This is a genomic window from Polynucleobacter duraquae (assembly GCF_000973625.1).
GTDB classification, from domain to species: domain Bacteria; phylum Pseudomonadota; class Gammaproteobacteria; order Burkholderiales; family Burkholderiaceae; genus Polynucleobacter; species Polynucleobacter duraquae.
Map to the genome: position 1 here is coordinate 1,614,111 of NZ_CP007501.1, position 22,452 is coordinate 1,636,562.

The 22,452-nt window shown below is 42.7% G+C and carries 21 protein-coding genes; 4 read left to right on the forward strand and 17 right to left on the reverse strand.

Annotation, left to right across the window (positions count from 1 at the left end; genetic code table 11):
• Positions 1-30: 30 nt before the first annotated feature.
• The 3 genes from leuD to CL55_RS08400 are packed head-to-tail and all read right to left on the reverse strand — an operon-like array spanning position 31 to position 2,985.
• Positions 31-672, reverse strand: coding sequence for a 3-isopropylmalate dehydratase small subunit (gene leuD, locus CL55_RS08390; RefSeq protein WP_046330681.1), 642 nt, complete (start codon positions 670-672; stop codon positions 31-33).
• Positions 665-2,086 (reverse strand): 3-isopropylmalate dehydratase large subunit, encoded by a 1,422-nt coding sequence (gene leuC, locus CL55_RS08395; RefSeq protein ID WP_046330682.1) that lies wholly within the window; start codon positions 2,084-2,086, stop codon positions 665-667. The genes leuD and leuC overlap by 8 nt, the downstream gene beginning before the upstream one ends.
• The gene (locus CL55_RS08400) at positions 2,086-2,985 is read right to left on the reverse strand and encodes an alpha/beta fold hydrolase (RefSeq protein ID WP_046330683.1); all 900 of its coding nucleotides are present in this window, start codon (positions 2,983-2,985) and stop codon (positions 2,086-2,088) included. Before CL55_RS08400 ends, leuC begins: the two co-directional genes overlap by 1 nt.
• Before the next feature lie 359 nt (positions 2,986-3,344).
• Here CL55_RS08400 and CL55_RS08405 point away from each other — a divergent pair, with 359 nt between their 5' ends.
• Positions 3,345-3,548, forward strand: coding sequence for a hypothetical protein (locus tag CL55_RS08405; RefSeq protein WP_046330684.1), 204 nt, complete (start codon positions 3,345-3,347; stop codon positions 3,546-3,548).
• A 131-nt stretch (positions 3,549-3,679) separates the two neighbouring features.
• Here CL55_RS08405 and CL55_RS08410 read toward each other — a convergent pair whose 3' ends face one another.
• From CL55_RS08410 to CL55_RS08475, 14 genes are all read right to left on the reverse strand, one after another.
• Positions 3,680-4,507 carry a hypothetical protein gene (locus CL55_RS08410; protein WP_046330685.1) on the reverse strand — a complete coding sequence of 276 codons (828 nt, stop codon included), beginning with the start codon at positions 4,505-4,507 and terminating at the stop codon, positions 3,680-3,682.
• A gap of 332 nt (positions 4,508-4,839) precedes the next feature.
• Complete coding sequence (locus CL55_RS08415) at positions 4,840-5,937, reverse strand: linear amide C-N hydrolase (protein WP_046330686.1); 1,098 nt, start codon at positions 5,935-5,937, stop codon at positions 4,840-4,842.
• A 634-nt stretch (positions 5,938-6,571) separates the two neighbouring features.
• Positions 6,572-7,267, reverse strand: a complete 696-nt coding sequence (locus CL55_RS08420; protein WP_046330687.1) for a nitroreductase — start codon at positions 7,265-7,267, stop codon at positions 6,572-6,574.
• 2 nt (positions 7,268-7,269) lie between these two features.
• Positions 7,270-7,875, reverse strand: coding sequence for a phenylacetic acid degradation protein PaaY (locus tag CL55_RS08425; RefSeq protein ID WP_046330688.1), 606 nt, complete (start codon positions 7,873-7,875; stop codon positions 7,270-7,272).
• A 1-nt stretch (position 7,876) separates the two neighbouring features.
• The gene (gene gabD / locus CL55_RS08430; RefSeq protein ID WP_046330689.1) at positions 7,877-9,334 is read right to left on the reverse strand and encodes an NADP-dependent succinate-semialdehyde dehydrogenase; all 1,458 of its coding nucleotides are present in this window, start codon (positions 9,332-9,334) and stop codon (positions 7,877-7,879) included.
• Positions 9,335-9,388: 54 nt separating this feature from the next.
• Entirely contained in the window at positions 9,389-10,135 is a 747-nt protein-coding gene (locus CL55_RS08435) for an SDR family NAD(P)-dependent oxidoreductase (RefSeq protein WP_046330690.1), read from the reverse strand.
• A gap of 28 nt (positions 10,136-10,163) precedes the next feature.
• A complete protein-coding gene (locus CL55_RS08440; RefSeq protein WP_082091920.1) occupies positions 10,164-12,563 on the reverse strand; it encodes a xanthine dehydrogenase family protein molybdopterin-binding subunit in 2,400 nt (799 codons plus the stop codon).
• Positions 12,556-13,317, reverse strand: a complete 762-nt coding sequence (locus CL55_RS08445) for an N-acyl homoserine lactonase family protein (protein WP_046330691.1) — start codon at positions 13,315-13,317, stop codon at positions 12,556-12,558. Before CL55_RS08445 ends, CL55_RS08440 begins: the two co-directional genes overlap by 8 nt.
• A complete protein-coding gene (locus CL55_RS08450) occupies positions 13,314-13,844 on the reverse strand; it encodes a (2Fe-2S)-binding protein (protein ID WP_046330692.1) in 531 nt (176 codons plus the stop codon). The genes CL55_RS08445 and CL55_RS08450 overlap by 4 nt, the downstream gene beginning before the upstream one ends.
• A gap of 1 nt (position 13,845) precedes the next feature.
• Complete coding sequence (locus tag CL55_RS08455; RefSeq protein WP_046330693.1) at positions 13,846-14,718, reverse strand: FAD binding domain-containing protein; 873 nt, start codon at positions 14,716-14,718, stop codon at positions 13,846-13,848.
• The gene (locus CL55_RS10735) at positions 14,718-16,205 is read right to left on the reverse strand and encodes an enoyl-CoA hydratase-related protein (RefSeq protein WP_205621269.1); all 1,488 of its coding nucleotides are present in this window, start codon (positions 16,203-16,205) and stop codon (positions 14,718-14,720) included. Before CL55_RS10735 ends, CL55_RS08455 begins: the two co-directional genes overlap by 1 nt.
• Before the next feature lie 28 nt (positions 16,206-16,233).
• Positions 16,234-16,680: an acyl-CoA thioesterase gene (locus CL55_RS08465; RefSeq protein WP_046330694.1), complete on the reverse strand. Its 447-nt coding sequence runs from the start codon at positions 16,678-16,680 to the stop codon at positions 16,234-16,236.
• Complete coding sequence (locus CL55_RS08470; protein WP_046330695.1) at positions 16,677-17,825, reverse strand: iron-containing alcohol dehydrogenase; 1,149 nt, start codon at positions 17,823-17,825, stop codon at positions 16,677-16,679. Before CL55_RS08470 ends, CL55_RS08465 begins: the two co-directional genes overlap by 4 nt.
• Positions 17,826-17,845: 20 nt before the next feature.
• On the reverse strand, positions 17,846-19,387 hold the full coding sequence (locus tag CL55_RS08475) for a class I adenylate-forming enzyme family protein (protein WP_046330696.1): 1,542 nt from the start codon (positions 19,385-19,387) through the stop codon (positions 17,846-17,848).
• Between the two features lie 310 nt (positions 19,388-19,697).
• Between CL55_RS08475 and CL55_RS08480 the strand changes: the two genes are divergently transcribed.
• From CL55_RS08480 to CL55_RS08490, 3 genes are all read left to right on the forward strand, one after another.
• Entirely contained in the window at positions 19,698-20,918 is a 1,221-nt protein-coding gene (locus CL55_RS08480; RefSeq protein ID WP_046330697.1) for an ABC transporter substrate-binding protein, read from the forward strand.
• Positions 20,919-20,980: 62 nt separating this feature from the next.
• Complete coding sequence (locus CL55_RS08485) at positions 20,981-21,748, forward strand: ABC transporter ATP-binding protein (protein WP_046330698.1); 768 nt, start codon at positions 20,981-20,983, stop codon at positions 21,746-21,748.
• Entirely contained in the window at positions 21,745-22,449 is a 705-nt protein-coding gene (locus tag CL55_RS08490) for an ABC transporter ATP-binding protein (protein WP_046330699.1), read from the forward strand. The genes CL55_RS08485 and CL55_RS08490 overlap by 4 nt, the downstream gene beginning before the upstream one ends.
• Positions 22,450-22,452 lie beyond the last annotated feature (3 nt).

A 22,452-nucleotide genomic window follows, 5' to 3' on the forward strand; every position in this document is an offset into this window, starting at 1 on the left:
GCAAGCAATTTAAATGACTGCTTAATAAACTCAATTTAACCTATCCATAGTTTTTCTGGCAACATCCTTTACCCAAGGTTGCTTATTCCAGTGCTTTTGGGCAAAAGCATCGATTTCTGCCTTGTACTTTAAGGTAAGGCCAATCACATCCAAACCTTCCAAGAACATGCGGCGATGTCTTGCTGACATGGTGAATGTGAACTCATGATGCAGAGTGCGAACCGTGAGGCTCTCAATATCAATATCTAGGCTTATTGGTGCACCCTGATCATCAGCCTCTTTCATTAAGGCTTGTACTTGATCTTCAGGCAGCACAACCAACAATAAGCCGTTGCCCATTGCATTGGAGTAGAAAATCTCTGCAAAGCTTGAAGCAATGACTGCCTTAAATCCAAACTGCTGCATTCCCCAAACAGCGTGTTCACGACTAGAGCCACATCCATAGTTTGGGCCCGTAATCAACACATTAGTTCCTGCATAAGTAACTTGATTCAAAAAGAAGTCAGGCTTTAGCTCTCCATGATCATCAAAGCGCAGGTCATAAAATAAGCCCTGCGCTAAGCCAGACTTATCGATGCCGCGCAAAAACTGCTTTGGCATGACTTGGTCAGTATCAAAATTGGTAATACGCAATGCGGCGGCATGTCCATTAATTTTAGAAAGCTTATGCATTGCTAGCTCCTTGTAATTTACGTACATCTGTAATCTTGCCCATCACTGCAGCAGCGGCAGCCATAGCAGGACTCATCAAATGGGTAATGGCACCTCTACCTTGACGACCTTCAAAGTTGCGATTAGTTGTGGAAGCACAGCGTATGCCAGAAGTCAGAACATCATCGTTCATGGCAAGACACATAGAACAACCAGGCTTACGCCATTCAAAACCAGCAGCAATCAGCTTGTCGGCAATTCCCTCTTTTTCAGCTTGGGCTTTAACGGCGCCAGAGCCAGGCACAACCATGGCTCGAACACCAGCTGCTACTTTGCGATCACCGATTGCGGCAAGTACGTTCCGCAAATCTTCAATGCGGCCATTAGTGCAAGAACCGATAAAGACGTGGTCAATTGGTGTGCCTTCTAAAGTTTGACCATCAGATAACTTGGTATATCTCAACGCTTGTTCAAGACTCAGCTTATCTAGCGGATCCTTAATAGAATCCTTTTGAGGAATAGAGTCATTAATGGCAATCGCTTGATCTGGACTGGTTCCCCAGGTTACAAAGGGTGCCATATCAGTTGCATCGAATTCATATTCTTTTTCAAACCGAGCATCTTTATCTGAATATAAGCTTGCCCAATGCGCTAATGCACGCTCTTTGATCTCACCAGTGATATCAGGACATCTTGCAAATACGTAATCAATGGCTATTTGATCTGGTGCAATTAAAGCTCCACGAGCACCTGACTCCACTGCCATATTGCATAAAGTAAAGCGCGCCTCAGTACTCAAATCTTTTAACGCAGATCCACTAAACTCCACTACGTAGCCAATTGCACCCTTTGCACCAATCTGACTAATGATGTTCAATATCATGTCTTTAGAGGTGGTACCTACTGGCAATATGCCATTGATCTTGATGTGCATATTTTTAGCTAAGCGGTAGACTAAAGTTTGCGTAGCCAACACGTGCTCAACTTCGGATGTGCCAATACCGAAACCTAGGGCTCCTAGGGCTCCGTAGGTAGTAGTGTGGCTATCGCCACAAATGATCACCATACCCGGACGTACCATGCCATGCTCAGGGGATACGACATGCTCAATACCTTGCAATGGATGATTGGTATCAAATAAGGGGATATGGTGCTTCACACAATTTTTCTTCAGATTAAGGGCTTGCAATGAAGAGGCTGGATCAGCAATCATTCTGGGCATTTCATTATGAGTAGGAATGATGTGACTAACCACGGAGATGTTTTGCCCCGGAATAAGTACTCCACGACCTTTTTCATCCAGACCTGAAAACGCTTGTGGACTGGTGTATTCATTCATCAAGTGCAAATCGCAGAAGAGCAGCACATTCTCCTCATCCAACTTCACTACCGTATGAGAATCCACTAATTTTTGATATAGGGTTTTAGCGCTCATCAACTATCCCGATTTAAAAATGTCGTCACTTTTTCCAGCAAAATCTCTGGAGCTTCCTCTGGAAGATAGTGTCCGCAAGGTAAGGTCCCGCCAATCACACTTCGACAAATCGCCTGCCACTCCTCTAGGGGCTTAAAGCATTTATCAACCACTCCGTCTGCGCCCCATAGCACCATCGTTGGCATCTCCAACTTCTTACCAGCTGCAATATCTTCACGATCATGAATCAAATCAATTCCAGCTGCAGCGCGGTAATCCTCGCACATCCCATGTGCTGCTCCAGGTAAGGCAATACAACGCATGTATTCAGCTAAAGCTCTAGGGTCAAAGGGTTTTAATCCGGCATGACGCCTTCCCATTAAATCCCGAATGTAGGCTGCAGGATCCGCATCAATCAGTCGCTCTGGTAAGGGCGAGGGCTGTATTAGAAAGAACCAGTGCCAGTAGGCTTTCGCAAATGCATCATTGGTTTTTTCATACATAGAGAGAGTAGGCGCAATATCGAGCATGATCAAGCTTCTGACTGAGGCGGCATGATCCATCGCCAAACGATGTGCGACTCGCGCACCACGATCATGCGCCAGCACATCAAAACGATTAAATCCAAGCTGCTGCATTACTTCCACCTGATCCTGTGCCATCACTCTCTTTGAATAATTGCTGTGGTCACTTGCACCCTGTGGCTTAGAAGAGTCCCCATAGCCTCGTAGGTCAGTCATTACTAATGTGTGATTCTTCATGAGCTCAGGCGCAACCTTATGCCAAATGGCATGGGTTTGGGGATGTCCATGCAACAGCAATAGTGGTGAACCAGACCCACCCACATGACCGGTAATTTGAATCCCATTTACCTCAAAAACACGTGCCTGAAATCCAGGAAATAATGCATCTGATGACATAAATACCATTCGTATATTGATTTAACCTACAGTAATACTAAGCTGATTTATGTAAGTAATTAAACTTAACACAATACAAAAAATACCAACCCGAAGGTTGGTATTTTCATTGCTAACGGACTACACAAAGACTTAAACCTAGAGCCAAGGAATTATGAAGGTAGTTACCAAAAGAAAACCAGAAAGATTTTAAGTAGATACAGCGCGTATTTATCAGCATGTAGTGTTTTGTATGGCGAAATAACCCATGTCGCTACTATTCAGGGTGCAAAAGAAGAGGCTATTGCTTAAATTTCCTAAAGCGGGCTAAGCTAGAGACTGTTTAATAATTCAATCCCTTAAACAAAGCCGGACTCAAAGTGATAACCATAGAACATAAGGCAAAAACGTACGAATTTAAGACGCTTGATGAAGCTATGGAGTGGGCTAAGCAACTAGGGGAATTTGTAACGATTAAATTTAATGACCTAGAAATTGCAGGTAAGTTTGGAGTAGACGGTATCACTAGCGGTAAATTCCCCAATGGCGAGCCTTATAAATGGAAGAAACGTAGAAGACATTAGAAAACTGATTGATTTTCACCATTCGTTAGAGCGGGAGATTCATCCGTAATTTGCCAGGATGCTTAGTCGTCATTGTTTTATGAAGCACGACTCAAAAGACAAAATCCCCACCATTGCTAATTTGAATTAAATTATTTCAAAATCACTAGAGTTGCAGTGGCTCGAGCCCCCCAGCCTGATGGACCCCCAGGGGTATTGCTAACGTAATACATCGGGCCAGCACCTAATTGCAATGGGACACCATCAAATACCATTAATCTAGACACACCAGCATAGAGTGGATTGGAAGTTCGATGCGTATCGTAGTTATATTGAGCTTCCATATTGACTGTATAGGTAAATGCATTCTTAGTGGTGAAGGCAATAAAGGGCTGACCATATAAGTTGTTTTGTGTCCCAAAGGCTGGATTACCACCCATATTCCATGATTGATAACCAAGCAATCCATATGTCCATGGACCCTGACGATTGAGAACAACCCCCGTCACTCCAGCACCAGTTTGTTGCGAACCAAATTTGCCGCTATTGCCGGATGGTGATACGGCATAGGGGCCAATACCCCAAATCCAAGATGAATTTGTATTGGGCGCATAAAAAGATTCAATCGTGACACTGGCAATCCCATAACCCGAAAATGATTGCCCATTAGCAGCCTGAACACTCACCTCCCTTACTCCAGCAACAATAGGCCTAACAATAAAAGTGTCTCCACCACCCAAATTAAATGGCATCACTGGTTGAAAAAGTAGGGTTTGCTGAGAGCCACCTTGGGTTTTACCAACGCCTCGACTAAATTCGTATTGCAGTGGCACTGAAATCATATCGGCAATCGGGTTGGCTAGTTTTTTAGCAATATCAACCTTATCCGTACCACCATCAGAAGCGCTACCTTGAGCAGATACCAAGCTTGACAATGCAGCAGTTACACTAATTACAAGAATACGTTTGAATAATTTCATAGGGCCAATCTTTCAAGTTCAGAATTTAAAAGCAACAGCAGTTTGTGGGCCATGCATCATATTCTTTTGTAAAATACCGCCAGCCTTCATGTCGTAATACAGTGAACGATACGTCAATGACGCATCTATCAAACTTCCAAATGATTTGCCAATACCAGTCATTGCAATCCACAAGAAGCTCACTACTCTAATAGTAGAACCATATACGGATTAGGGTTGCAGTGGAAGGTATCTGTAGATTACATACACACTAAGTGGCGCAGAAAGAAAAACGACTTAGGAGTTTCCTCCTAAGCCTTTGTTCTAATTCACAAAACTATCATTCATGAATTTTAATTAATCAAAATATAAGATTGAGGCTTATTCAAATCATAGAATTTAACTTCTTTCGCATTCACATCTACTTTTCTCATGTCAAAAGCCTGAACGTTTGTAGTCTCAAACATCTTGACGTAGTACTTCATATTCTTGTTATCCGCCACAACGGTCCACTCTGTAATCTCAACACCACCAGCACCGCCACCATAGGAATTGGTTGCCGGCAAGCTGATCGCTCCAGGTGGAATATCAAAACTTCCTAAAATATGCCAAGCTGTATGCGCTTGCTGTTCGGTATTGAGATTCGTGGGTGCAGACTTTGATAAGAATAGTGCGCGGATAAAACGGCTAGGACTCAAGTAATCGCCAGGTAGGCCATGTAAACCACTACCAGAACTAGGTGGGCTATAGGTCGCACCATTAATTACCATAGGATTTTTCTCAACAGGAGTTAAATTAGCGTAGTTACCAATATTATTCAATTGCTCTCTGAAAGCCGGATCATTTGTCATGACAGTGGTGGGATTGTCGGTAATGACCAATTCACTCTTTAGGTATTCAATCACAATACTTTTTCCCTTAGCATCATGCAATGTCATACGCACTGGAGCTGATTGATTATGGAATGCCGGGATAATTGAACGATTCACTTTAATTTTCCCAAAACCCACCTTCACTTCATCGACAGTTGCAAAATTAGTTAATGCATACATTAATATTTGCACAGAGGCGATGCTATTTGCCGAGTCTGCAGAGCTTACCTTTTGATATTCGGCGGTATTGGGCGCATTTAGCAAGCCTCCAACTAAACCTTTTTCATTCATGCCATCAACCAATACTGGCAAACCAAGACCATTCATACCCGCCGCTGCATATTTAGTGGTCCAATTCAAACCAGATCCGGGCTTACTATCAACGCCGATACCTAATGCCTTGTAGTTGCGTGGAATGACTGTAAGTTGAGACTTCAGCGGCAAACCAAATTCCATCGTACGACCATATACATAGCCACCGTCATTGCCTTTTAATAAAAAACTTGTACAGGCATTTCCGACTATTGGGCTCATTGCAAAGATAGTCGCAAGCGCGGCCGCAAAATTTTTTTGAATCATATTGACATCCTTATCGAATCAATCTGTGACCACTGATCAAGTCAGCATTAGCGATACTTTATGACGGCCCCAATGTGGGTACGCCTTCATTACAGCATATCAAACTAAGCTCTCTTTAGCAAAAAGAAAGTCAGTATGGTCACTGTTGTAAGCAGTAGCTTTGATTTACAAGCGAATCAGGCATCCAAACAAAGTCCCTAGGGCTTAAAGAGACTACAGCGCCTATTTCTCGGTGGAGAATAGGCACGTTAATAAAGTCAGGTTAGCGTTACGTAATGTAACCCCAAAAAAAACAAAACCCCCACCATTACTGATGAGGGTTTGCTTTTCTGGTGGGCCCACCAGGACTTGAACCTGGGACCAAAGGATTATGAGAGCAGAAGCCCAAGATAGAGCCATATAAACAGGGGGTCTGCGGGTGGTCAGTGTCGGTGTGCAAGCAAATGTGTAAGCAAATTTGTGGATTTAAGAGAAGTGCGAGGTCACTCTTTGGTTTTCAAAACCAAAGGATTTTTGGAGCAACCGTTTCGCACTTCGTTGCTCCAAAGTACTTTTTGGGTAATATGCGTTACTTAAAGTAACACTCAAAAAAAAGCCACCCGAAGGTGGCTAAAATCAGGAGACAGCAATAAAACTATTTAAGCCAAGTTGTAAATTCATCTGCACTAACGCGAGGAGTATGAAATGTATTTACTAATTCATGTTGATCCGCATAACCCAATGCCATACCGCATACCAGCATTTCATTCTTATTTGCCCCAATTAGCGGCAAGATAATTTTGGCGTAGTCATTCCAAGCAGCTTGTGGGCAAGTAGCGAGCCCTTCGCCTCTTGCTGCGATCATAATATTTTCCAAAAACATTCCGTAGTCGAGCATTGAACCTCTTCCTAGCTCTTTATCTATAGTAAAAAACAGGCATACCGGCGCACCAAATGCCTCAAAATTCTTACGATGCTGGGCATGCATCTTCTCTTTGTCGCCCTTGGTTATTCCTAGTAGTCCATACAGACCCCATCCATTCTCACGACGCCTGTCTATGTATGGGCTAAACCATTTACTTGGGTAATAGTCATACTCCGATTGATACTCCAGAGCTAAATCAGGATTAATGGCTATATTGTCATAGGCAGCACATACCTTTGTACATAAATCCTGCAATATATCTCCCTCTAGCGCATAAACTTTCCAAGGCTGAGTATTCGTTCCAGATGGAGCGCGAGCAGATAGATTGAGGATACTCATAACTATATCCCTTTCAACCGGATCTTTTGTAAATGCTCTTACGGACATTCTAGATTTGATCGCATCAGATACGGATTTAGATTTCATTTTCAATTTTGCTTTTTGAATGTAATTAATGGTTTATTGCTAGGTAAGTTAAAAGTCTTTCTATCAGACTCCACCTTAGATAGTGGAGTGCAGATCTTAAGGCTATTTAGGCTACGTCTAGTAAGTTCCTTGTACATATCCGTACCCTCTATTTTCCAAGCCATCTCTGCATCACTTAACTCACGCATAACTTTTGCCGGCATTCCCCCTACCAGCATTTTTGCGGGCACAACCATTCCAGCCTTAACAAATGCGCACGCAGCCACAATTGATGATTCCCCAATTTCCGCGTTATCCATAATGACTGCATTCATTCCAATTAATGCATTTTTACGCACAATACAGCCATGTAAAACAGCAGCATGTCCAATATGACCATCTTCCTCAACCAAAGTATCAGTCTCTGGAAATCCATGCAGAACGCAGGAATCTTGAATATTGACTCCAGCCTCTAGAATAATGCGCCCAAAATCACCCCTAAGAGCAGCAAATGGTGCGATATAACAGTTAGGGCCAATTAATACATCGCCAATAACAACTGCCTCTGGATGCACAAAGGCACTAGGATGTACGACTGGCTTAATACCGTCTATTTCATAAAAGGGCATATTAAGCTGCCGCCTTAATTCCGCCCATACAAAGATATTTAATTTCTAAGTAGTCCTCTATTCCATGCTTAGATCCTTCGCGGCCTAATCCACTTTCCTTTACTCCACCAAAAGGAGCAACTTCAGTAGAAATTAAGCCTTCGTTAATACCAACCATTCCGTACTCAAGGGCCTCTGCAACACGCCAAATTCGACTGATGTTTTGACCATAGAAATATGCAGCCAATCCAAACTCTGTATCGTTTGCCATCTCAATAGCCTCTGCTTCAGAAGAAAACTTGAATACTGGAGCAAGTGGGCCAAAAGTTTCCTCTCTAAAGGCCAGCATATCTTTGGTGGCACCTGATACAACAGTTGGTTCAAAGAAAGACTTACCCAATGCATGGCGCTTACCACCTATAACAAGCTTTCCACCTTTATTTATTGCATCATTAACATGCTCTTCTACTTTGGCCAAGGCTTTGTCATCAATTAGTGGACCAATAATGGTCCCATCTTCGGCACCATTTCCCACTTTTAAAGTACTTACAGCTTTAGCTAGTTTTTCAACAAATGCATCATAGATAATATCTTGCGCCATGATCCTGTTAGCACATACGCAAGTTTGACCCGCATTCCGATATTTTGAAATGATTGCACCCTTAACAGCTTCATCCAAATCAGCGTCATCAAAGACAATAAATGGCGCATTGCCACCCAACTCCATCGAAGTCTTTTTAACTGTAGTAGCGCACTGAACCATCAGCAACTTGCCAATTTCAGTAGACCCAGTAAAGCTCAACTTCTTGACTATTGGGTTAGAAGAAAGTTCACCCCCGATTTCAGCGGCAGATCCAGTGACACAGGAGAACACACCAGCAGGAACACCCGCCTCCTCGGCCAACTGACAAAGAGCTAGAGCACTAAATGGAGTCTGGCTTGCAGGCTTTAATACGATGGTGCACCCAGCTGCTAAGGCAGGGCCCACCTTACGAGTAATCATTGCAGCAGGAAAATTCCAAGGCGTAATCGCCGCACATACACCAATAGGCTGCTTAATAACGACTAAACGTTTATCGGCACCGTGCGGCGGAATGGTTTCACCATACACACGCTTAGCCTCTTCACCAAACCACTCAATAAACGAGGCCGCATAAGCAATTTCACCCCGACTCTCAACCAAAGGCTTGCCTTGTTCAGCAGTCATTAGTTGTGCAAGGGATTCCTGGTTTTTCATAATAAGATCAAACCAATTACGTAGAATCTTAGCCCGCTCTTTTGCTGTTTTATCTCGCCATGCTGGCAATGCTTTATTGGCACACTCAATTGCTCTTCGTGTTTCAACTACTCCCATTTTGGGGACTGTACCAATTAGATCACCAGTAGCGGGATTAGTTACCTTGATAGTCTCTTTACTATCAGCATCAACCCATTGGCCATCAATGTAGGCTTTTTCAAACTTGAAAGGCAAGTTACTCATGTTGTATTTGCTCGATTAATATATTTCAAAGAAGATTTGTTTCCTGTTGGGGAATTAGGTCATGCTAAATCCACCGCTAATGCTGATAATTTGACCGGTAATCCAACTACCCGCGTCAGAAGCCAAAAGTACAACCATAGGAGCAACGTCTGCAGGAGTGCCAAGTCTTCTTAATGGGTAAAACTTAGTGAGTTTTTCACGATTAGCCTCTATAAATGCAGGATCATGAGCTGTTTCAATTAAGCCTAATGCAATCGCATTAGCAGTCATGCCGGAACGTGTTTCACGCGCCAAAGATTTCATTAAAGCCACGTTACCTGCGCGAGTTGCTGCAGCCAAAGCCAATCCCGATTCACCGACACGTGATGAATCCCCGACGATTGAAATAATTCTACCGTTACCTTTTTCAAGATAAGGCAAAGCAGCATGGCAGCAATTGAGGGTTCCATAAAAACAAACATCAGTTTGCTGGCGCCACTCTTCCGGGGTGGAATCAATAAACCGCTTTCTAAAAACTAACCCTGCATTATTTACGAGGATATTTAATCCTCCAAACTCTTCTACAGTTTTAGCAACCATCGCCTTAACTGAATCTATATTAGAGATGTCGCAACCAATAGCCATTGCCCTGCCGCCAAGATCTTGAATTTCTTTAACTACAGCTTCGGCGCGCTCTTTTGATCCGTTGTAATTAACTACTACTGCTGCACCATCAGCTGCTAAGGCAAGCGAAATTTCACGACCCACATCACGCGCGCCACCAGTAATAAGAGCAACTCCTCCCGTAAGATCTGTCTTCATATTTTTTCCTTATAGTCTTTTTTAAGAATTAATTTTTATTAATTAGCTGAAAAATACGCTCTGGAGTCACGGGAAGCTCATTCACCTCACACCCAAAACTAGATAACGCGTCAGTAACTGCATTCGCAATTGCAGCTGGAGCACCAATAGTGCCGCCCTCTCCCACACCTCTGAAACCTCCAAGCGTATTAGGAGCTTTAATATCCATGTGAACTATCTTGACATCAGGTATTTCAAGGGCGGTAGGAATTGCATAATCTACCAAGCTAGCTGTAAGTACTTGCCCAACTTCGTCATACACAACCTCTTCTAGCAATGCCGCTCCGATTCCCTGTGCAACCGCACCTCGAATTTGTCCATCAACGATCAATGGATTAATCATTTGCCCGCAGTCTTCCGCAATGACATACCTCTTGATATCCACTTTAAATGTAATTGGATCTACCTCAACCTCAACCATATGAGTAGCGCTACTCGTGGTACCAAAAATTGGGTCATATGTTTTGGTAACAGTTAATTCCAATCTATGATCAGCAGGAATTCTGCCCATCTCCGAGTACACGGTTTTAGCCAATTTAGAAAAATCAATACTATTTGATGCGCTTAATTGCTCGATCGAGCTATTCATAAAGCGCAAATCCTCAACACTAGTATTAAATAAGTATGCGGCCATAGAGGCCATCCGACTCTTCAACTCCTGCGCAGCTAATATGCCTGCACCGCTACTAAGCACTGCTGTTCTGCTAGCATAACTACCAGTTCCATGTGGAACTGCTGAACTATCGCCCGTAATAACGCGAATATCCTGAATCTTGGCACCTAATTCATCCGCCACCACTTGAGCTAATGTAGTTTCATGACCTTGACCATGTGCAGCACATCCAAATGCAGCAGTGATTGCGCCAGTTGAATCTAAAGAAATGATGCACGTATCTGTGCCAGTATTGATCGGCATTCCAGGTGATGCTGAAATTTTCGAACCAATTCCAGAGAGTTCTGCGTAAGAGGCAACACCAATACCGACCCATCTACCTTCAGCTCGAGCTTTAGATTGATACTCTCGTCTTTCGTTATAAGAAAATGCTTCACCAGCTGCTACCAATCCTTCGGTAAATGCTGACTTATCCCAAACAATGCCACTCGGGGTTTTGTATGGAAACTCTTCGGGGCGAACCATATTTTTTAACCGCAGTTCGACTGGATCCATACCCAGCTTTTTTGCAGCCATATTCATCAAACGCTCCATCACAAAAGTGGATGTAGGTCTGCCAACACCACGATATGGACCTGTTGGCGCCTTTGGTGTAGTCACTGCAATCACACTGCCATGATATGCGGGCACACGATAAGGTCCCGGCATAAAACTAATAATCTGAACTGGCTCTATACCTGCTGTCCAGGGATAGATAGAGTAGGCACCAATATCGCTAATCACCTCAGCAGCTAATCCCAAGATATTTCCCGAGGCATCAACAGCTAATCGCGCCTTAATACGCTCATCAAATGCCTGACTTGTGGAAATTAAATCCTCAAGGCGATCCCCTGTCCACTTGATAGATTTTTGGACCTTTTTTGCCAAAGCGCAAACAATCATTTCTTCGGGATAGAGGGATGTTTTGCCTCCGAAACCACCACCGACGTCTGGTGAAGTAACGCTTAATTGGCTACCAGACATATTCAATAGTTCAGCCAAAGCATCGCGAATAATTCCTGGTACCTGACTTGATGTGTAAAGCTTAATAGCGCCCCTACTTTTTTCATAGTCCGCAAGGTAAACCCGGTTTTCCATTGCTACAGAAGTTTTTCGATGAAAACGGAACTCCGCCTCAATTAATGCGTGAGGGCTCTCAAATGCCCGATCAACTTCACCTTTAACAAAAGATCTCTTAACTAATATATTGCTAGTTAAATCTTCATGTAATAAAGGAGCATTAGGTTGACTGGCCTTAATTGGATCAAACTCAATAGTCAAAGGCTCCAAAGTTACCTCTAATAAATTGAGTGCATCTTCTGCAATATATCGACTAGACGCCAAAATCACCGCAATAGGCTCACCTACATAACGAACTACGCCATTAGCCAATGGATAAATTACTGTTGACTGGTAGTCGGCCATCCTAGAAAAAGCAACTGCAGGTTTAACCTGATCGGCAATATCCTGCCAGGTATAGACACCGTAGACGCCAGGAAGTGCTTTAGCTTCCTCAGTATTGATTGATAGTACTTTTGCATAAGGCTTATCACTACGATAAACACTCATATGCAAAATATCGCCAAGCTCAATATCGTCAACATATCTACCCATGCCACAAAGTAAGCGCGCATCTTCAGTGCGACGAACAGGCTGACCAACCAGACGTTCCCCTGAGCCACTTTTCACAGGCTCATATCCTCGCTCATGCACTAAGGACGAAAAAACCTTACTCATAAAAAGCTGGTCCCTTACGCATGGATTGCCACTGGGCATCGTCATGTCCAAATAAAATCTTTGCACCGCCCGATTGAATGCGCCTAACCTCAACCATGGATGCCAAAGATAGGTCTGGATTCCATGTATTTTTAGGATTAAGTTCCAAATCTAAATTTGCCTGCATTGGGACAGCATCTGAGGCCAATAAAAAGGAGCCATCTTTATCTAAATTCACCATGGCGCCTATCATTCCAGGTGTGTGACCTGGCAAGGGAAGTAACACAACTTTGCCATTACCAAGCAGATCATATTGACCGGTGATAGTTTTAATTTCGTTTGCATGCTTCCAATCTTTAGGGATGTAACCTTTTTGTAAGCCATCTTCAGCTTGTGCAGCTTCTAATTCAAACAAATGACAAAAAATAGTAGCGCGCTTAAAAAATTCATTACACCCACAATGATCTGAGTGGAAATGTGAATTTATAACAACATCAATATCATCTGGTTTGAGGCCTACAGAGTCCAGCTGTGTTATTAAATTATCTTGTGGCGAATTTATTGGGACCATTACTTTTGCCATAGAACCCCAACGATCTTCAGCATTTTTAGCTACTGAAGGATGGCACCCAGTGTCAAATAAGATATTGCCCTGCTCGTGACGAATGAGATAACAGGTTACTGGTAACTCAATAGTTTCAGTTTTTTCAGCAGCAGGCAAATACACACTCTTACGCATTTTTAAGCGACCGCCTGATAACGCGTGCATTTTCATAATGACCGCTCCGTTCTAGGTGAGATATCCTCAATGCTGATAACACCAGCATCACGTTTACGAGCACATTCCCGAACGGCATCAACAATCCCTTGATACCCCGTACAGCGACAAAGATTTCCGGACAATAGCTCTCGGATTTCTTCGTCAGTTTTTAAAGGGTACTTTTGCAGCATCTCAGTGGAAGTCATCAGCATTCCAGGTGTACAAAATCCGCACTGAAGACCGTGATTCTCATTAAACGCTTTTTGCAATGGATTGAGATTATCAGGAGAGCCTAAGCTTTCAACAGTGCAAATTTCTAAGCCGTTAGCCTGAACCGCAAGCATTAAACACGATCTTGAGCTGGCACCATCCACTAAAATAGTACATGAGCCACATACACCATGCTCACAGCCCACATGAGTGCCAGTTAATCCTAAATTGATACGTAAATAATCAGATAGCAATAGCCTTGGATCAACCAGATCTTCGTGCACTACACCATTCACAATGACCCATAAAGAGATTTTTTCAATTTCACCCATATTATTTCTCTATAGTCGCCTTATTCCATGCGGATTTAAAATTTCTCTTGAATAACTGTCCAGCTAAATGCAGACGGTACTCAGAAGATGCATGTAAATCTGTATTAGGCATAAGAAAATCACCTAAACTTTCTCGAACCGTTTCTAATAATCCATCAGAATAAGTCTGGCCATTAAGGCGCGACTCGATAGAATCAAGCCTTAAAGCAGTCTCGCCAACGCCCATCATGCTTATCTTGACATTTTGAATTCGGCTATCCGCGTCTTTATCTACCAATACACCAACTGCTGCCAGGGCAAAATCGCCATCACGTTGTGCAAATTCTTCAAAAGCCCAACCAGTGTGAGCCTTCAATTTTGAAAACTGAATTTGCGTCAATATTTCATCTTCAGCCAAAACAGTAGACAATGATCCTGCAAAAAATTTATCAGCCTGAATAGTGCGCTTTTGATCTATAGATTCACAATATATTTTTGCATCGAGCAAAAGACATAACATGGGATATTCGGCCGCAGGATCAGCATGAGATAAGCTGCCGCCAATCGTTCCACGATTACGAATTGCAAGATGAGCTACATGTTTTAAGGCTTCATGCATTACGGGTAAATCTTTTTTAACAAGATTGGAACTTGCCACCGCGCTATGACGAGTAAGAGATCCAATCGTAATTTGATCACCCTCTTCTCGAATAAAATCAAGTTCAACTAACTTCCCAATATCAATTAATAACGATGGCTGAACCACCCGAAAATTCAGCATGGGCATCAAGCTTTGGCCGCCAGCTATGACTTTGGCATCATCTGAGTGGCGTAAATGTTGTAACGCCTCCTCTAAAGAGTACGCGCAAAGATAGTTAAACGGAACTGGTTTCATTAATTTCCCTGAAACTGTGGTTCGCGTTTTTCTGCAAAGGCTTTTCGGCCCTCATGGTAATCATTGCTTTTACCTGCAGCAGCAATTAACTCCTCAGCTAAATCACTGTCTAAAGCGCCACGGCCCATAGCAATACCATTGAGCAAATATTTGGCCCCGGAGATACTTAATGGAGCATTAGAAGCAAGCAGCTTTGCAAATCCTCGAGCAGTCACCATTGGATCATCTGACAATTTTTGATCCACTGATTTCTTTTTACCAAACAAACTCTCGAGTAAAGTTGGCTTAGCCTCAGACTCAATTGCTCCAGTCATATGATCAATAAAGCCTAACTTTAGGGCTTCAGGAGCACCAAAACGTTGCGAGCCAAACAAAATTTTCTTAGCTTGCACTAACCCAACTAGATTGAGTAGTTTTTGAGTGCCTTTTACACCATAGATAATTGATAGACGAGCTGCCGGAATGCCAAATTTTGAAGTGCTAGCTGCGTATCGGAAATCACATGACATAGCTAAGTGAGCGCCACCACCCAAACAAAAGCCACGAATTACTGCAATAGTTGGTTTATTAATATTTGCAATAGCATCGCAGCATGCATCAACAGCCACCTCATAATCCCAAACCTGCTTATCTGTAGAGCGCACTTTTCCAAACTCAGTTATATCAGCACCAGCGCTAAAGTCCTCACCAGCACCCGTCAGAATTACTGTTCTGACATTTGGGTCTCTTTCTAGCGCGCCTAAAATTCCAGGAATAGCTTTCCACATACCCAAAGACATGGCATTTTTTGTTTTAGGTCTATTCAAAGTAACCACTGCAATATGATCAGAAATCCATATTTTGATCTTGTCATCAACCCACACATCCATCACATCTGGATCATTAGATCCAAACATAAATGCAGTCGGACCTATGCCATAACCTAATTTTGCATCCCCACTACCGACTACTAAACTTGCTGCTCTTGCTGGCAGGGCCGGCGCAGCACCTAAAGACTCCTGTTGATATTGAGAGAAATCAAGGCCTGCTGCTGGCTTTGCATCTAAACCGCCAACAGCTCTACCAAAATTCTCAAAAAAATCATCTGCATTTTTCCGCGCTGTTGCATCAATTAACCTTGATCCAAGTTGAGCCAATTTCCCACCTACATTTGCCTTTACTGTATAGCGAAGTAAAGTCAAAGATTGGTCAAGCTCTTCAAGCTCAACCCTAATCTCTGCTTTAGCAAATCCTGCCATGCCGCCTTGACCCTCTCCAACCAATGTATAGCTTGCTGGCGCCTTAATGTCGGACAGGCTTACATTTCCCAAAAAACGAGCCTTAATTGGCCCGACTTTAGAAACCACTACAGCGGTATAGGAAGTGTCAGATAGCTTTTGTAATTCTTCGCAGCCAGGTATGCTCTTTTTTAAAATCTCCGGATCATTCAAGGCATCCCAAACAACACTTCGTGATGCCTCTAATCGCGCTTCGCCTACCATATCCATCTGAATTCTCCGGGTGAGGATTTATTAATTAATTTGGCTTTACAAGTTGTTGCAATACGTCGCGAACGTTTTGTGGAAGTGGCGTTGGCTTATTACTCTTTCGATCAACATAAACGTGTACGAAATGACCCATCGCAGAAGCAATATCATCTTCATTTTTGAAAATTGCTACTTCATATTTCACGCTACTATTTCCTAAATGTGCCACTTTCAGTCCAACATGAATCATGTCTGGATATGCAATTGGTGAAAAATACTTACATTGAGTTTCAATCACCAATCCGATGGTTTCACTTTTAACCACATCCAAAACATTTCTCTGAATAAGATAGCGATTTACTGCTGTATCAAAAAAAGAGTAGTACACGACATTATTGATATGCCCATAAGCATCGTTATCCATCCATCTTGAATGAACATCTTCAAACGCCACAAAGTCAGAACGTACTGGTGGGGAAGGTTTTTTATCGCTCATAAAGCCTCTCTATATAGTTGTGCAGCATCATTCAAAGTAATTTCACGGGGGCTATTTTGCAATAACCTCGTTTGAAGCATCGCATCTGTAGCCAATTGATCTACATCTTCCGCAGTGATGCCTACCTCAACCAATCTTTGTGGCAAACCTAGTGCACCTGCAAGGCCCCCAAGATAGTTGGCTAGTTGAGTAGCCTGCTCTACGGTTGAACCTTGCAAACCAGGTTTGATAATTTGCCCCAGCTCAGCATACATGCTATGTGCAGCCTCCAAATTAAAGCGCATGACAGGTCCAAGCATAAGTGAGTTTGAAAGGCCATGTGGAACGTGGAATCTTGCACCTATTGGGTAAGCCAATGCATGCACACCTGCTACTGGTGCATTAGTAAAAGCCATTCCGGCGAGACAGGCGCCTAACAACATGTTTTCGCGTGCATCAATATCGCCACCAGCTTTAACAGCCTGATGAAGATTGCTAGCCAATAAACGTAAAGCCTCCTTGGCCAAGCAATCAGAAACAGGATTTTTTAATCGCTTTGTTGTAAAGGCTTCAATAGCATGAACCATCGCATCAATTCCAGTTGCAGCTGTAACATGAGCCGGAAGTCCTAAAGTTAGTTCGGCATCAAGCAAGGCAACGTCTGGAAGTAATTGAGGGGAAACCACACCCTTCTTCTCACTCTCGCTAACAGTAACAATAGAAATAGTTGTTACCTCAGAGCCAGTACCCGCCGTTGTGGGAACCAAGATCAAAGGCAAGCGTGGACCTTTGGCCATACCGACGCCATATACTTCTGATAATTTTTCTTTACCTGAAGCTAATAGGGCAACTAATTTGGCCACATCCATTGAACTGCCACCACCAAAGCCAATGATGTAATCCGCCTTGGAATCTTGGGCAGCTTTTACAGCAGAATCAATAACCGATACCGGTGGATCAGCCTGTACATCCGAAAATATTTGTACTGGCAAGCTAATTTCTTTAAATTGGGGCAAAGCCTTTTCTAGTAAGCCAGCAGATAAAACTCCTGGATCGGTAACAATGAAGGCTGATTTTCCGCCCCTCTCAGCAATTCTTTTAGCAAGATTTCTAGCTCCGCCTCTTTCGACAAGAATTGAACGTGTTGAGTGAAAGTCAAATTGCATGTTTGCCCCTTGCTAAATTTCTAGATTGCTTCTTTTAATTTAAAGCGCATTACTTTTCCGGAGCCCGTTCTTGGTATCTCTTTCACCACATGAATTTGCGCAGGAACTTTGTATGAGGAGAGATGGCCTTTTGTAAAATCAATTAGCTCTTCAGCTCCTATTGACTTACCATCCCTGAGAACTATAAAAACAACTGGAATTTCTCCGAGATGTTTATGCTCAATTCCAACTGCAGCACAATCTAGAATTGCTGGGTGACGCAGGACTGCCTCTTCAATTTCTCCGGGCGCAATATTTTGACCGCCTCGAATAATGAGCTCTTTTAAGCGACCTGTAATAGTGAGATAACCATTAGCGTCTGCTTTTGCCAAATCACCAGTGTGATACCAGCCATTCTTTAATGCTGCTGCAGTCTCGGTTGGCTTATTGTGATAACCAACCATTACATTTGGGCCGCGAACGATAAGTTCGCCCTCCTGTCCCGGACCCAAGTCAGCACCGGTAGTAGGATCAACGATTCGAACTGCCACACCAACTACTGGCAATCCACAAGAACCAAGGGTTCTGCCCCAAACAGGAGAATTCATTGTGACCATTGTTGAGGTTTCGGTAATGCCATATCCGTCTAACAACTTGATGGCAAAAAACTCTTCGAACCCTCTATTAAGATCTGCTGGCAATATTGCGCCCGCCGAGATACACAAACGCATACCATTTAATTTAACTGCAGAATCTGCTTTTGCAGACTCAAGAATGTAATGGAACATTGTTGGCACGCCAGGAAGGACCGTAAAGTTTCCTGTTTTCAACAAAGTTAATACTTGACTAGATGAGTATTTCTCAACAATAAATTCACTAGCACCGGCGGCAATAATAGAGAGCACTGAAAAATTCAGAGCATAAGAGTGGAACAAGGGTAACGGCGATAGAACAACATCTTTGTCATTTATCTCAGCAATTGGGATCCAGCACGCTGCTACCACCCAAAGCATTGAGCGCAACGTTAGCTGAACACCTTTAGCTTTACCAGTTGTTCCAGAGGTATAAACAATAAAGGCGACTTCATCAATGCTAGTTTGAATCTCCTCCTCGACTAATTGAGGAGAATCTGCACAGTATTCAGAAAAATTTTCGCATCCTAATGCCCGATCTTCGTCAACAATGATAATTTGAAGACTTGTACCTATCTCATCTTTGAGTCCGCCAAGCAGAGCTAAACGATCTTTAGTTGTGATGATTGCCTTAGCCCCAGAATCGGTAATTCTGTAACTGACCTCTCCAGGGGCCGCATCATGAGATATTGGAACAGCCACTAAGCCGGAGCGAACTACGCCAAAGCAACTTAATACCCAATTCACTGAATTGGGTAGATAGATGGCGACCTTATCAGCGCTTAAGAATCCCTGACTTCGAAGCTTTTTGGAAATATTTCCACTTTGACGGTTTAATTCAAAGTAGCTAGCCTCTTTATAGCTGTCCCAATAGGCTACTTTTGACCCATATTGAACCGCTCTTTGCTCCAAAAGCTTGCCAAGTGGCTTTATTACGTCCGTCTTAATCATTCACAATCCCTCTAACTATTTAATTTAAGACCTCTATTTGACAGCCTAAAAGAGGGACTAAATTAACCCTAAAGTAACTATTATTATTAGACCATATAACAATATTATATTAAAAATATTTTTTCAAAATTAGGTATAAACACTTATAAAAGTGTTTAACTTATTGTTTATAAAGAACTTATTTTTAATTTAACCTTAGAAATAGATTTATTGCTTAAAAATTTATACTTGTCTTAATGAACTTATATTACTAGTATTCAATCTGTAGCAAGACCAACCATAAGTGCACCTAGAGACAAGGAGTTTTTAAATGTTTAAGAAAAAGTTAATTGCATCGATCAGCATCCTAGCAATGTCATCCGCCATGGTAGCTCCACCTGCTTTCGCTCAAGCGTCAAATGACGTAATTCGTATCGGCGTACTTACTGATATGACAGGTCAATTCTCACATGAAGCTGGTGAAGGCTCAGTTGCAGCGGTAAAGATGGCGGTTGAAGATTTTGGCGGGAAGGTTCTGGGGAAGCCAATTGAAGTGATATTTGCTGACCATCAAAATAAACCTGATATTGGAGCCGCAAAAGCGCGGGAGTGGTACGACAAAGGCATTGATATGATTGCCGGTCTAATAAACTCAGGGGTCGCACTTTCCGTAACTAACGTTGCAAAAGATAAAAATAAAATAGCAATTATTAATGGTTCGGGTAGCTCTAAGATCACCAATGAAGGATGTACTCCCGTTAGCATTCATTACGCATACGATACTTATGCGTTAGCTACTGGTACAACAAAATACTTAATCAAAGAGAAGAATTTAGATACTTGGTATTTTTTAACTGCTGACTATGCATTTGGTCACGCACTTGAGGGCGACGCCACAGCTAGCATTAAAGCATTAGGAGGAACGGTAGTTGGTTCTACACGCTACCCAATGGATACTGCAGATCATTCATCCTTCCTCTTAAGAGCACAGGCCTCAAAGGCAAAAGTAGTTGCAATGGCTGGCTCAGGTCAAAGTTTTATTAACGCTGTTAAATCCTCCCAAGAATTCGGAATAACCAGAGGCGGCCAAACCTTAGCAGGACTATTAGTTTGGGATACCGATGTTCATGCGCTAGGTTTAAAACAAGCACAAGGCTTGATCATGACTACAGCATTTTACTGGGATAGAACCCCTGAGACTCGTGCATGGTCTAAACGATTCCAAGATCGCATGAAGCGTATGCCACATATGGGTGATGCTGGTGACTACTCTTCAACTATGCATTATTTAAAAGCGATTCAGGCCGCAGGTACAGATGAAACTGGTGCAGTAATGGCAAAGATGAAGTCAACACCTATTAATGACTTCTTCGCTACCAATGGACGTATTCGTGAAGATGGTCGTATGGTCCATGATATGTATGTTTATCAAGTCAAGACTCCTGCTGAATCCAAATACGCATGGGATTACCTCTCAATCAAAGAAACAATTCCTGCAGCACAAGCATTCCGCCCACTTAGTGAAAGTTCCTGCTACTTGGTAAAGAAATAATAAGAATCATGTCTAACGAAGCCTCCTTAAGGGGGCTTCTTTTTTAATAAAGTGGTGACGCCGTGAATTCACATGATGTAATTCTCAATACTCAAGAGCTGACTAAATCATTCAAAGGATTTACTGCAGTAGATAATGTCAACCTATCGGTAGAACGAGGGAGTATTCACGCTCTAATTGGTCCTAATGGCGCAGGAAAAACCACATGCTTTAATTTGTTGACGAAATTTTTAAGCCCATCATCGGGAAAAATATTTTTCAATGGACTTGATATTACCAATGAGAAGCCCGCTCAAATCGCAAGAAGAGGTGTAATCAGATCATTCCAGATCTCCGCTGTCTTCCCCCACTTAACAGTCTTAGAAAATGTACGTGTAGCCTTGCAACGTGGACTAGGGACTGAGTTTCACTTCTGGAAACCTGAGTCATCTTTAAATGTTCTCAATGAACGCGCAGAAGAACTATTGGTTGAAGTAGGGCTGGAAAAATTTACCAATGAAGAAACATTGAACTTAGCATATGGTAGAAAAAGAGCGCTCGAGATTGCAACAACTCTGGCTATGGAGCCCGAACTTATGCTACTAGATGAGCCCACACAAGGTATGGGTCATGAGGATGTAGAGCGTGTAACTGAATTAATTGACCGTGTTGCAAAAGGACGTACGATTTTGATGGTTGAACACAATATGAATGTTATTGCTTCAATTGCTGATCGAATTACTGTATTGCAACGTGGATCCATATTGGCAGAAGGTCCATACAAAGAAGTATCTAATAATCCGGCTGTAATTGAAGCTTATATGGGCAGTCACACAGAGGTGACAGTATGAGCACAAAGGCACTGGAGGTAAAGAATCTACAGTCATGGTACGGAGAATCTCATATACTGCACGGAATTGACTTTACTGTTGATGATGGTGAAGTCGTTACCCTTCTTGGTAGAAACGGTGCAGGACGCAGCACTACACTTAAATCAATTCTCGGCCTTACTGATCACCGTACTGGAGTAGTAAATATTTATGGCTCCGACACTATCGCACTTCCATCTCATAAAATTACATGCCTAGGAGTTGGCTACTGTCCAGAAGAGCGAGGAATTTTTGCAAGCTTAAGTGCTGAAGAAAATCTTTTGTTGCCCCCAGAAATAGCAGATGGCGGGATGAACTTAGATGAAATTTACGAGATGTTTCCAAATCTATATGAAAGGCGCCATAGCCCTGGCACACGCCTCTCTGGGGGTGAGCAGCAAATGTTAGCGATGGCGCGGATTTTAAGAACCGGCGCAAAACTGCTTTTGCTAGATGAGATCACCGAAGGCTTGGCTCCTGTAATTGTCCAAAGGCTTGGGAAAGTGGTCACAAAACTCAAAAATCGCGGGTTTACGATTGTTCTGGTTGAGCAAAATTTTCGCTTTGCAGCACCTCTAGCAGATCGACATTATGTTGTTGAGCATGGCAAGATTGTTGAAGTAGTTAAGAAAAACGAGTTAGCAGCAAAAACAGTATTGCTAAATGAATACTTAGGGGTCTAATTT

Excerpts from the sequence above, each read along its gene's own strand:
- CL55_RS08465 (WP_046330694.1), bottom strand. The coding sequence starts at position 16,680 with ATGAGCGATAAAAAACCTTCCCCACCAGTACGTTCTGACTTTGTGGCG.
- CL55_RS08445 (WP_046330691.1), bottom strand. The coding sequence starts at position 13,317 with ATGAAAATGCACGCGTTATCAGGCGGTCGCTTAAAAATGCGTAAGAGT.
- CL55_RS08480 (WP_046330697.1), top strand. The coding sequence starts at position 19,698 with ATGTTTAAGAAAAAGTTAATTGCATCGATCAGCATCCTAGCAATGTCA.
- CL55_RS08400 (WP_046330683.1), bottom strand. The coding sequence starts at position 2,985 with ATGTCATCAGATGCATTATTTCCTGGATTTCAGGCACGTGTTTTTGAG.
- CL55_RS08455 (WP_046330693.1), bottom strand. The coding sequence starts at position 14,718 with ATGAAACCAGTTCCGTTTAACTATCTTTGCGCGTACTCTTTAGAGGAG.
- CL55_RS08415 (WP_046330686.1), bottom strand. The coding sequence starts at position 5,937 with ATGATTCAAAAAAATTTTGCGGCCGCGCTTGCGACTATCTTTGCAATG.
- gabD (WP_046330689.1), bottom strand. The coding sequence starts at position 9,334 with ATGAGTAACTTGCCTTTCAAGTTTGAAAAAGCCTACATTGATGGCCAA.
- leuC (WP_046330682.1), bottom strand. The coding sequence starts at position 2,086 with ATGAGCGCTAAAACCCTATATCAAAAATTAGTGGATTCTCATACGGTA.
- CL55_RS08475 (WP_046330696.1), bottom strand. The coding sequence starts at position 19,387 with ATGATTAAGACGGACGTAATAAAGCCACTTGGCAAGCTTTTGGAGCAA.
- CL55_RS08410 (WP_046330685.1), bottom strand. The coding sequence starts at position 4,507 with ATGAAATTATTCAAACGTATTCTTGTAATTAGTGTAACTGCTGCATTG.
- leuD (WP_046330681.1), bottom strand. The coding sequence starts at position 672 with ATGCATAAGCTTTCTAAAATTAATGGACATGCCGCCGCATTGCGTATT.
- CL55_RS08425 (WP_046330688.1), bottom strand. The coding sequence starts at position 7,875 with ATGCCCTTTTATGAAATAGACGGTATTAAGCCAGTCGTACATCCTAGT.
- CL55_RS08420 (WP_046330687.1), bottom strand. The coding sequence starts at position 7,267 with ATGAAATCTAAATCCGTATCTGATGCGATCAAATCTAGAATGTCCGTA.
- CL55_RS08470 (WP_046330695.1), bottom strand. The coding sequence starts at position 17,825 with ATGCAATTTGACTTTCACTCAACACGTTCAATTCTTGTCGAAAGAGGC.
- CL55_RS08450 (WP_046330692.1), bottom strand. The coding sequence starts at position 13,844 with ATGGGTGAAATTGAAAAAATCTCTTTATGGGTCATTGTGAATGGTGTA.
- CL55_RS08490 (WP_046330699.1), top strand. The coding sequence starts at position 21,745 with ATGAGCACAAAGGCACTGGAGGTAAAGAATCTACAGTCATGGTACGGA.
- CL55_RS10735 (WP_205621269.1), bottom strand. The coding sequence starts at position 16,205 with ATGGATATGGTAGGCGAAGCGCGATTAGAGGCATCACGAAGTGTTGTT.
- CL55_RS08440 (WP_082091920.1), bottom strand. The coding sequence starts at position 12,563 with ATGAGTAAGGTTTTTTCGTCCTTAGTGCATGAGCGAGGATATGAGCCT.
- CL55_RS08435 (WP_046330690.1), bottom strand. The coding sequence starts at position 10,135 with ATGAAGACAGATCTTACGGGAGGAGTTGCTCTTATTACTGGTGGCGCG.